General features: G+C 72.4%; 8 protein-coding genes. 4 read left to right on the top strand and 4 right to left on the bottom strand.

Features of this window, described 5'->3' with window-relative positions; translation table 11 throughout:
* Positions 1-352: 352 nt before the first annotated feature.
* Together AC54T1_RS12640 and AC54T1_RS12635 are read right to left on the bottom strand one after the other, a co-directional pair.
* On the bottom strand, positions 353-1,087 hold the full coding sequence (locus tag AC54T1_RS12640; RefSeq protein WP_484345788.1) for a response regulator: 735 nt from the start codon (positions 1,085-1,087) through the stop codon (positions 353-355).
* Positions 1,088-1,097: 10 nt separating this feature from the next.
* Positions 1,098-2,366: a sensor histidine kinase gene (locus AC54T1_RS12635; RefSeq protein WP_496912159.1), complete on the bottom strand. Its 1,269-nt coding sequence runs from the start codon at positions 2,364-2,366 to the stop codon at positions 1,098-1,100.
* A 106-nt stretch (positions 2,367-2,472) separates the two neighbouring features.
* Between AC54T1_RS12635 and AC54T1_RS12630 the strand changes: the two genes are divergently transcribed.
* Both AC54T1_RS12630 and AC54T1_RS12625 read left to right on the top strand, forming a co-directional pair.
* A complete protein-coding gene (locus AC54T1_RS12630) occupies positions 2,473-3,156 on the top strand; it encodes a response regulator transcription factor (RefSeq protein WP_484345786.1) in 684 nt (227 codons plus the stop codon).
* Positions 3,157-3,230: 74 nt separating this feature from the next.
* Entirely contained in the window at positions 3,231-4,550 is a 1,320-nt protein-coding gene (locus AC54T1_RS12625) for a sensor histidine kinase (RefSeq protein ID WP_496912158.1), read from the top strand.
* A gap of 37 nt (positions 4,551-4,587) precedes the next feature.
* On the opposite strand, the gene AC54T1_RS12620 is transcribed toward AC54T1_RS12625, so the two are convergent.
* On the bottom strand, positions 4,588-5,088 hold the full coding sequence (locus AC54T1_RS12620; protein ID WP_496912157.1) for a GtrA family protein: 501 nt from the start codon (positions 5,086-5,088) through the stop codon (positions 4,588-4,590).
* Between the two features lie 82 nt (positions 5,089-5,170).
* Between AC54T1_RS12620 and AC54T1_RS12615 the strand changes: the two genes are divergently transcribed.
* Together AC54T1_RS12615 and purE are read left to right on the top strand one after the other, a co-directional pair.
* Positions 5,171-6,394, top strand: a complete 1,224-nt coding sequence (locus AC54T1_RS12615; RefSeq protein WP_496912156.1) for a 5-(carboxyamino)imidazole ribonucleotide synthase — start codon at positions 5,171-5,173, stop codon at positions 6,392-6,394.
* 1 nt (position 6,395) lies between these two features.
* Positions 6,396-6,944 carry a 5-(carboxyamino)imidazole ribonucleotide mutase gene (gene purE / locus AC54T1_RS12610; protein ID WP_496912155.1) on the top strand — a complete coding sequence of 183 codons (549 nt, stop codon included), beginning with the start codon at positions 6,396-6,398 and terminating at the stop codon, positions 6,942-6,944.
* A gap of 29 nt (positions 6,945-6,973) precedes the next feature.
* On the opposite strand, the gene AC54T1_RS12605 is transcribed toward purE, so the two are convergent.
* On the bottom strand, positions 6,974-7,897 hold the full coding sequence (locus tag AC54T1_RS12605) for an LCP family protein (protein WP_496912154.1): 924 nt from the start codon (positions 7,895-7,897) through the stop codon (positions 6,974-6,976).
* Between the last annotated feature and the right edge of the window lie 45 nt (positions 7,898-7,942).

Below are 7,942 nucleotides of genomic sequence, written 5' to 3'. Positions count from 1 at the left end.
TGGCCGGCGGCGAAGTCGACGTCGACGCCGTCGAGAGCGCACACGGTGCCTTCGCCCGTGCCGTAGCTCTTCGTCAGGGCCCGGGCGCGCACGGCGGGGCTCGACGAGGCCAGGGGAGCGGGGGACGGGCTCTGGTAGACGGTGGTGTCCATGCGGGATCTCCAAGCGGGTGCTCTGGTGGCCGGCCGTCGCGCGGTGCGCTCGGCTGACCCAGGTCGTGCGCCCGGACGGGGAAGGGTCGTCCTGGGGGCGCAGCATCCACGCTAGAGAGATCGTCGGTGCGTGACGTCGGGCGGGAGGGGGGTCCGGTTCGCGGGGTGTCATCCCCCGGGGGGAGCACGCCCGCGAGGGGTCACTCCCCTGGGCGGACGAGGCCCGTCTCGTACGCGGTGACCACGGCCTGGACACGGTCGCGTGCCCCGAGCTTGGACAGGATGCGGCCGACGTGCGTCTTCACCGTGGCCTCGGCGACGAAGAGGTCGCTCGCGATCTCCTGGTTCGCGCGACCGCGGGCCATGAGGACGAGCACCTCTCGTTCGCGCTCGGTGAGGCTGTCCACCGCGCTCGCCTGCCCGGAGTCCGCGAGCTGCTCGGCGGGCAGGGGTGTGACGAGACGGTCGAGCAGGCGGCGGGTCGTCGACGGTGCGATGACCGCGTCGCCGGAGTGCACGGTGCGGATCGCCCCGAGCATCTCCTCCGGTGGTGCGTCCTTGAGCAGGAATCCGCTCGCGCCCGCCCGGATGGCCTCGAGCGCGTACTCGTCGAGGTCGAACGTCGTGAGCACGATGACGTGCGGGACGACGTCCGACGAGCTGTCCGCCCAGGCGGCCGTGAGCTGTGCGGTGGCCGCCAGCCCGTCGAGGTGGGGCATCCGGATGTCCATGAGCACGACGTCGACGGGGTGGTCGGTGAGCAGCCGGACAGCCTGCGCGCCGTCGCCCGCCTCGAGGACGACCTCGAGGTCCGGCTGGGAGTCGATGACCATCCGGAACCCGGCCCGCAGCAGCTGCTGGTCGTCGACGATCGCCACCCGGATGTGCGGGGACGCACCGTCCTCGGTCGTGGCGAAGGACGTGGGACCGGGCATGGGACAGCTCCTAGGGACGGGGTTCGGGCAGCGGGAGGACAAGCATCACACGGAAGCCGCCACCGGGACGGGGCCCCGCGGTCACGGTCCCGGCGAACATCGCGGCGCGTTCCTGCATCCCCAGCAGCCCCTGTCCGGCGCCGTCGCCGCCCGCCGCGGCGCCGCGGCCGTCGTCGTCGACCTGGAGCGTCACGCTCGTCCGCTCCCACGTGAGCAGGACCGTGACGTGGGGGTCAGGGCCTGCGTGCTTGAGGACGTTCGTCAGTGCTTCCTGGCAGATGCGGTAGAGCGTGAGGCCCGTACCGGGCGGGAGGGTGCGCGCGGTCCCCATGCGGACGAGGGAGACGTTGACGTTCGACGCGCGGACCTGCGCGACGAGGGTCTCGATGTCGGCGGCGGCGGGCTGCGGGGTGAGGTCGGCCACGACAGGCACGGAGCCCGTCGCCGTAGGCTCCGACGAGCCGGCCTCCGGATCGGTCCGCAGCACGCCGAGGAGGCGCCGCATGTCGCCGAGGGCGGCGCGGCCGGTCTCGGCGATCGTTCCCAGGGTCCTCGCGGCCGCCTCCGGCTCGCTCGTCGCGATGTACCGCCCACCGTCGGCCTGGGCGATCATCACCGAGAGCGAGTGCGCGACGATGTCATGCATCTCGCGGGCGATGCGGGCGCGTTCCGCCGCGGTCGCGATCTTCGCCTGCTGGTCACGCTCGACCTCGAGCCGCTGCGCGCGGTCGCGCAGCGCATGGATCGTCTGCCGGCGTGCGCGGAGCACGAGCCCGAACGCCCAGGCCGCCAGCATGACCGGCCCCACGAGGAACAGCGTGAAGACCGACAGGGCGATCGTGTCGATCGCGCTGACGGGGTCGGTCATCGCGATGAAGGCTCCGAGCGTCGCGCACCCGAGGAGTCCGGTGACGACCGCGGTCCGGTGCGCCCAGGCGGGCCCGTGGACGGTGACCGAGAACAGGGCGACGACGACGAGGAGGTCTGCGGGAAGGATGATCGGCACGCCGAGGAGCTGGTGGAGCAGGACGGCGGAGTACACGAGTGCCACGGACAGCACCGGCCGGGACCGGCGGAGCGCGAGGGGGAGCGCGACGAGCAGCGAGGCGCCGAGGACCCACTCCGAGCTGACGCGGGGGAACGAGTAGGACTGAGAGAGGACGTCCTGCACGAACACGGAGATCGGGACGACGACGAGCACGACGAGCGCGGTGCCCACGCGGTCGACGAGCGCCCGGTGGTCGTCGAACCACCGCGCCAGCCTGTCGTACCAGTTCATGGGCCCCAGCGTAGGGACCGCGCGGGTGCGCTCGCGTCAGCCCGGGGAGGGACTCGCGGGGCGGTTCGATGACCCCGTGGGGGGATCCATGACCTAGCATGAGGAAATGACCCACGTACTTCTGGCAGAAGACGACCCGGCGATTGCCGAACCTTTAGCGCGTGCGCTCTCCCGTGAGGGTTACCAGGTCGTCGTGCAAGGAACGGGTCAAGGTGCGATCGACAACGCTCCTGGCGCCGACCTTGTCGTGCTCGACCTCGGCCTCCCCGACATGGACGGGCTCGAGGTGGCGCGCGCCATCCGCGGCCTCGGCCTCACCGTGCCGGTCCTCGTCCTCACTGCGCGGGCCGACGAGGTCGACCTCGTCGTGGGGCTCGACGCCGGCGCGGACGACTACGTGACGAAGCCGTTCAGGCTCGCGGAGCTGCTCGCACGCGTCCGGGCGCTGCTGCGCCGGACGCACGGTGACCCCAACGACGTCGAGGAGCTCCACGCGCAGGACGTCACGGTCGACGTCGCGGCGCACCGCGCATTCCAGGGTGAGCGGGAGCTGCACCTGACGACCAAGGAGTTCGAGCTGCTGCGCGTGCTCGTCCAGGGTGCCGGCACGGTCGTCGTGCGTGACACGCTCATGCGCGAGGTGTGGGGCTCGGAGCCCATCGGCTCGACCAAGACGCTCGACATGCACGTGTCCTGGTTGCGCCGCAAGCTCGGTGACGACGCGAACGCCCCCCGCTACATCTCGACGGTGCGCGGGCTCGGCTTCCGGTTCGAGTCCGGGGAACACTGACGTCCCTGCCGTGCCGGCTGTGCCCCTCGTCGGGAGCACGGCAGGCCTCGGCGTGACCGCTGGGAGCTGAAACCATGCGCCGCAGAGTGCTGCTCGCGACGGTCTCGGCCGTCGCCGTCGCCGTCATCCTCCTGGGCCTCCCCCTCGGCATCCTCGGTGGCCGGTTCGTCCGCGACAACGAGGTCCGCGACCTCGAGGCGCGGACCGCCGAGCTCGGACGCACCGTCGAGTCGAGGATCGCGCGGGACGAGCCCGTCGACACCGAGGTCCTCGAGCGGTTCGTGGGCGGCGGTGGGACGCGGCTGCCCGCCTACGTCTCCGTCATCACGCCCGACGGCGAGCAGATCGTCGCGGGCAAGGAGATCGACGGACGAGCCGTGGAGCGACCGATCCGGACGCAGTCCAACGCGATCATCATCATCGCCATCTCCTACTGGGACCTCGTGATCCGCAGCGCCCAGGTCGTCGTGCTCGTCATCGCAGCAGCGATCGCCGCGTTCGGTGCGGGCATCGCGATGGCCGTGTGGCAGGCGAACCGCCTGTCAGCGCCCCTCGTCTACCTCGCGGCGTCCGCCGAGCAGCTCGGCTCGGGCCAGGTGCGCCCCCGGGTCGAGCCGTCGGGCGTCGAGGAGATCGACCTCGTCGCCGCGGAGCTCGCCCGGAGCTCGGACCGCATGGCCGCGCGGCTCGCTTCCGAGCGACAGTTCGCGTCCGACGCTTCCCACCAGCTCCGCACGCCGCTCACGGCCCTGTCCATGCGCCTCGAGGAGATCGGCCTCATGGCCGGGGACAACGAGGAGGTCCGGGAGGAAGCACGGATCTCGCTCGAGCAGGTCGAGCGGCTCGTGCACGTCGTCGACGACCTGCTGTCCCGGTCGCGGTCGTCCGGTGGGACGACCGAGGCCGTCCACCTCGTCGAGGTCGTCCTGCAGCAGGAGGAGGAGTGGGCACCCACCTTCGCCCAGGCGGAGCGCACGCTCATGATCGACGTCCCGGACGAGATCCACGTGTTCGCGACGCCCGGCGCGCTCGCGCAGGTGCTCGCGACGCTCATCGAGAACTCCCTCAAGCACGGCGACGGCACGACGACGGTGCGCGCACGCGGGTCGGGGTCCAAGGGGGCGGTCGTCGTCCAGGTGAGCGACGAGGGTCCCGGAGTGCCCGACGAGATCGCGCCGCGGATCTTCGAGCGCGAGGTGACGTCCGGCAAGGGCACCGGCCTGGGTCTCGGGCTTGCCCGGGACCTCGCGGCTGCCGACGGTGGCCGGCTCGAGCTCTCGCAACGACACCCCCCGATCTTCTCCCTGTTCCTCGCGGGGGTGCCGGCGACGATGCTGCCCGGCGCCGTCATGCCGCAGGGCACCGCAGCGCCGACCAAGGGGCGCGGCAGGTGAGGGTGGCTGCGCGAGCTCGCGTCGCCTCGGACCGAGGTCAGGCCGGTTCTCGAGGGCCACGGAACACCCACGACCGGTAGGCGACGTAGCGGAACGCCGTGCCGAGCGCGAGCCCCACGACATTGGCGGAGATGTTGTCGGCGAGCGCCGAGCGCAGGTCGAGCACGTAGTGCGAGACGGCAAGGCAGCCGACGGCGATCGCCATGCCACCGACGTTGACGAGCGCGAACCCGAGGAGTTCACGGACGCGCGTGTCGCTGCGGCGCGCGGCGAACGTCCAGTAGCGGTTGCCCAGCCACGCGACGAGGGTCGCCACGGTCACGGAGACGACCTTCGCGGTGAGCGGCTTGTCGGCGAGCAGCTCGCCCGGGCCGATCCGCAAGAGGTTGAACACCCCGGCGTCGACGACGAACGCCACAGCGCCGACCGACCCGAAGCGCAGGAGCTCGCGGACCCGCGACGCGAGGGCGCCGCGTCGGCCCGTCGCCGGTGCCGCGGGCGGGCGGTCCCCGTCGCGCTCGACGCACGTGCTGTCCATGGCACGAGGCTAGCGTGCGCGCACCGGTCGACTAGGCTGACTGACCGTGCCAGGACCCGTACGTGAACCCATCCGAGACGCCGTGCCGTCATCGGCTCCCGAGCCCGCGGCACGCCCGACGGCTGCCCTTTCCACGCCGCCTGTCGTCGCCGTCGTCGGGGGCGGTCAGCTCGCCCGGATGATGGCACCGGCGGCCAGCGCGCTCGGCGTGCGCCTGCAGGTCCTCGTGGAGAGCGCGGACTCCCCGGCGGCGCAGGTGCTCACCGGTGCGCGGGAGGGAGCGGCGTCGGACCATGAGGCGCTGCGCGCGATCAGCGAGGGAGCGGACGTCCTCACCTTCGAGCACGAGCACGTGCCGGGTGACGTCCTCGCAGGTCTCGAGCGGGACGGGCAGTCGGTGCAGCCGGGACCGGACGCCCTGCTGCACGCCCAGGACAAGATCATCATGCGACGTCGGCTCACCGAGCTGGGCGTCCCCTGCCCTCGTTGGGTGGACCTCCCGCGCGAAGGTGCATCCGCCCGGACGGTCCTCGCAGACTTCCTCGCGACGACCTCCGACGGCACTGCCGTCGTGAAGACGGCCCGGGGCGGGTACGACGGCAAGGGCGTCCGGGTCGTGCGCGAGGCCGACGACGTCGGCGACTGGATCACCGGGGCGGAGCAGGACGGCCCGGCGCTGCTCGTCGAGGAGAAGGTGCCGTTCACCCGCGAGCTCGCCGTGCTCGTCGCTCGGCGGCCGAGCGGTGAGACCCGGACGTGGCCCGTCGTCGAGTCGGTGCAGCGGGACGGTGTGTGCTCCGAGGTCGTCGCGCCGGCGCCCGGTCTGGCTCCCGAGGACGCCGCGCGTGCGACGGCGATCGCGACCCGCATCGCCGAAGGCCTTGGCGTCACCGGCGTGCTCGCGGTGGAGATGTTCGAGGTCCGTGTCCCCGGGCAGGGGAGCGTCCTGCTCGTCAACGAGCTCGCGATGCGTCCCCACAACTCAGGCCACTGGACGATCGACGGGGCCGTCACGAGCCAGTTCGAGCAGCACCTGCGTGCGGTGCTCGACCTGCCGCTCGGCGACACGGCCCCCACAGCGGCGTGGACGGTCATGGCGAACGTGCTCGGCAGCTCGCTCGACGACCTCACGGACGCGCTCCCGTCGGTCCTCGCGGCCTTCCCGGACGCGCGGGTCAACCTGTACGGCAAGGCGGTGCGGCCCGGACGCAAGCTCGGGCACGTGAACATCAGCGGGACCGACCTCGACGAGGTGCGCCGCCGCGCCCTCGCCGCGGCGGCGATCCTGCGCGGCGAGAGGGCATGAGATGAGCGAGCACGGCAGCACCACGCAGGACGCGCCCATCGTCGGGATCGTCATGGGGTCCGACTCGGACTGGCCCGTCATGCGCGCCGCGGCCGACGTCCTCGAGGAGCTCGGCGTGAGCATCGAGGTGGACGTCGTCTCGGCGCACCGCATGCCCGTCGAGATGATCGACTACGGTCGCGACGCCTCTGCTCGCGGCCTGCGGGTGATCATCGCGGGCGCGGGCGGCGCCGCTCACCTGCCCGGGATGCTCGCAGCCGTCACACCGTTGCCGGTGGTCGGGGTCCCCGTGCCGCTCGCGTACCTCGACGGGATGGACTCGCTGCTGTCGATCGTCCAGATGCCCGCGGGGGTCCCGGTCGCGACCGTGTCGATCGGCGGAGCCCGCAACGCGGGTCTGCTGGCGGCTCGGATCCTCGGCGCCGGGACGGACCCGGCCTCCCTCGCCCTCCGGGAGCGGATGGCTCGCTTCCAGGAGGGCCTCGCCGACCAGGCACGGGCGAAGGGCGCCGCGCTGCGGGCCGGCCGGGCGGTTCCACCGGTCGCGTGATGCGGTGACCCGCCCCGGACGGCGGGTGACTACTGGGGCATTCCCCCGACCGGCCCGGCGGGCAGGGAGCCGTCGGCGATGTCGGCCCAGAACTGTGGCGCGAGGTCGGGGTCGAGACGCACCGCGGAACCGACGTTGCCCGGGCGGTAGTCGGTGTCGCTGATGGGCGGCGTCCCGGTGATGCCTTCCGGGCCGTTGGCCTTGCGGAAGGCGAGCGCGAGCCTGCCGAGGTCGGTGATCCCCGAACCCTCGTCCACCAGCACCGCTCCGAGACCCGAGTCCACGAGGGCTCGCTGGGTCCCGGGGCTCGTGAGGATCGACGTGTCCTGCAGCTCGGTCGTCAGTGCACCGATGAGCTGGCGCTGCCGGTCCGCCCGGCCGATGTCCCCGGTCGGGTCGGAGTACCGCATCCGCGAGAAGGCCAGGGCGGTCGCGCCGTCTGCCGTGTGGCACCCGGCGGTCCAGGCAAGTCCGCTGCGCTCGTCCTGCACGTCGTAGTCGAGGCACAGCTCGACGCCGCCCACCGCGTCGACGATCTTCTCGACGCCACCGAAGCCGATCTCGACGTAGTGGTCCACGGTGAGGCCGCTCAGCTGCTCCACGGTCTGCACGAGCAGGGGCGCCCCGCCGAGGGTGTACGACGCGTTGAGCTTGTTGGCGGAGCCCCCGGGGATCTCCGTATAGGTGTCACGCGGCAGGCTGATGAGCGCCGTCGGCCCGGACTCCGGTACGTGCAGGAGCATGATCGTGTCCGTGCGCGCGCCCTCGGTCCCGTCGTCGCCCACCGCCCCGTCTGCCCGTGAGTCAGACCCCGCGAGGAGGTAGGTGGTGCCAGGAGTGTCAGCTGCGCCGGAGAGCGCGTCGGTGTGCTGGAGCTTCCCGTTCGCCCACAGCAGGAGCCCGACGGGCCAGGCGATGAGCGCGACGAGGACCAGGCACACCCCGAGCGCCACGTAGAGGCGCCAGCGTGGGCGCTTGCGGCGACCGGCGGGAGGTGG

The organism is Sanguibacter sp. Z41_6 (assembly GCF_059621145.1).
This window is presented reverse-complemented; position numbering and strand designations above follow the sequence as displayed.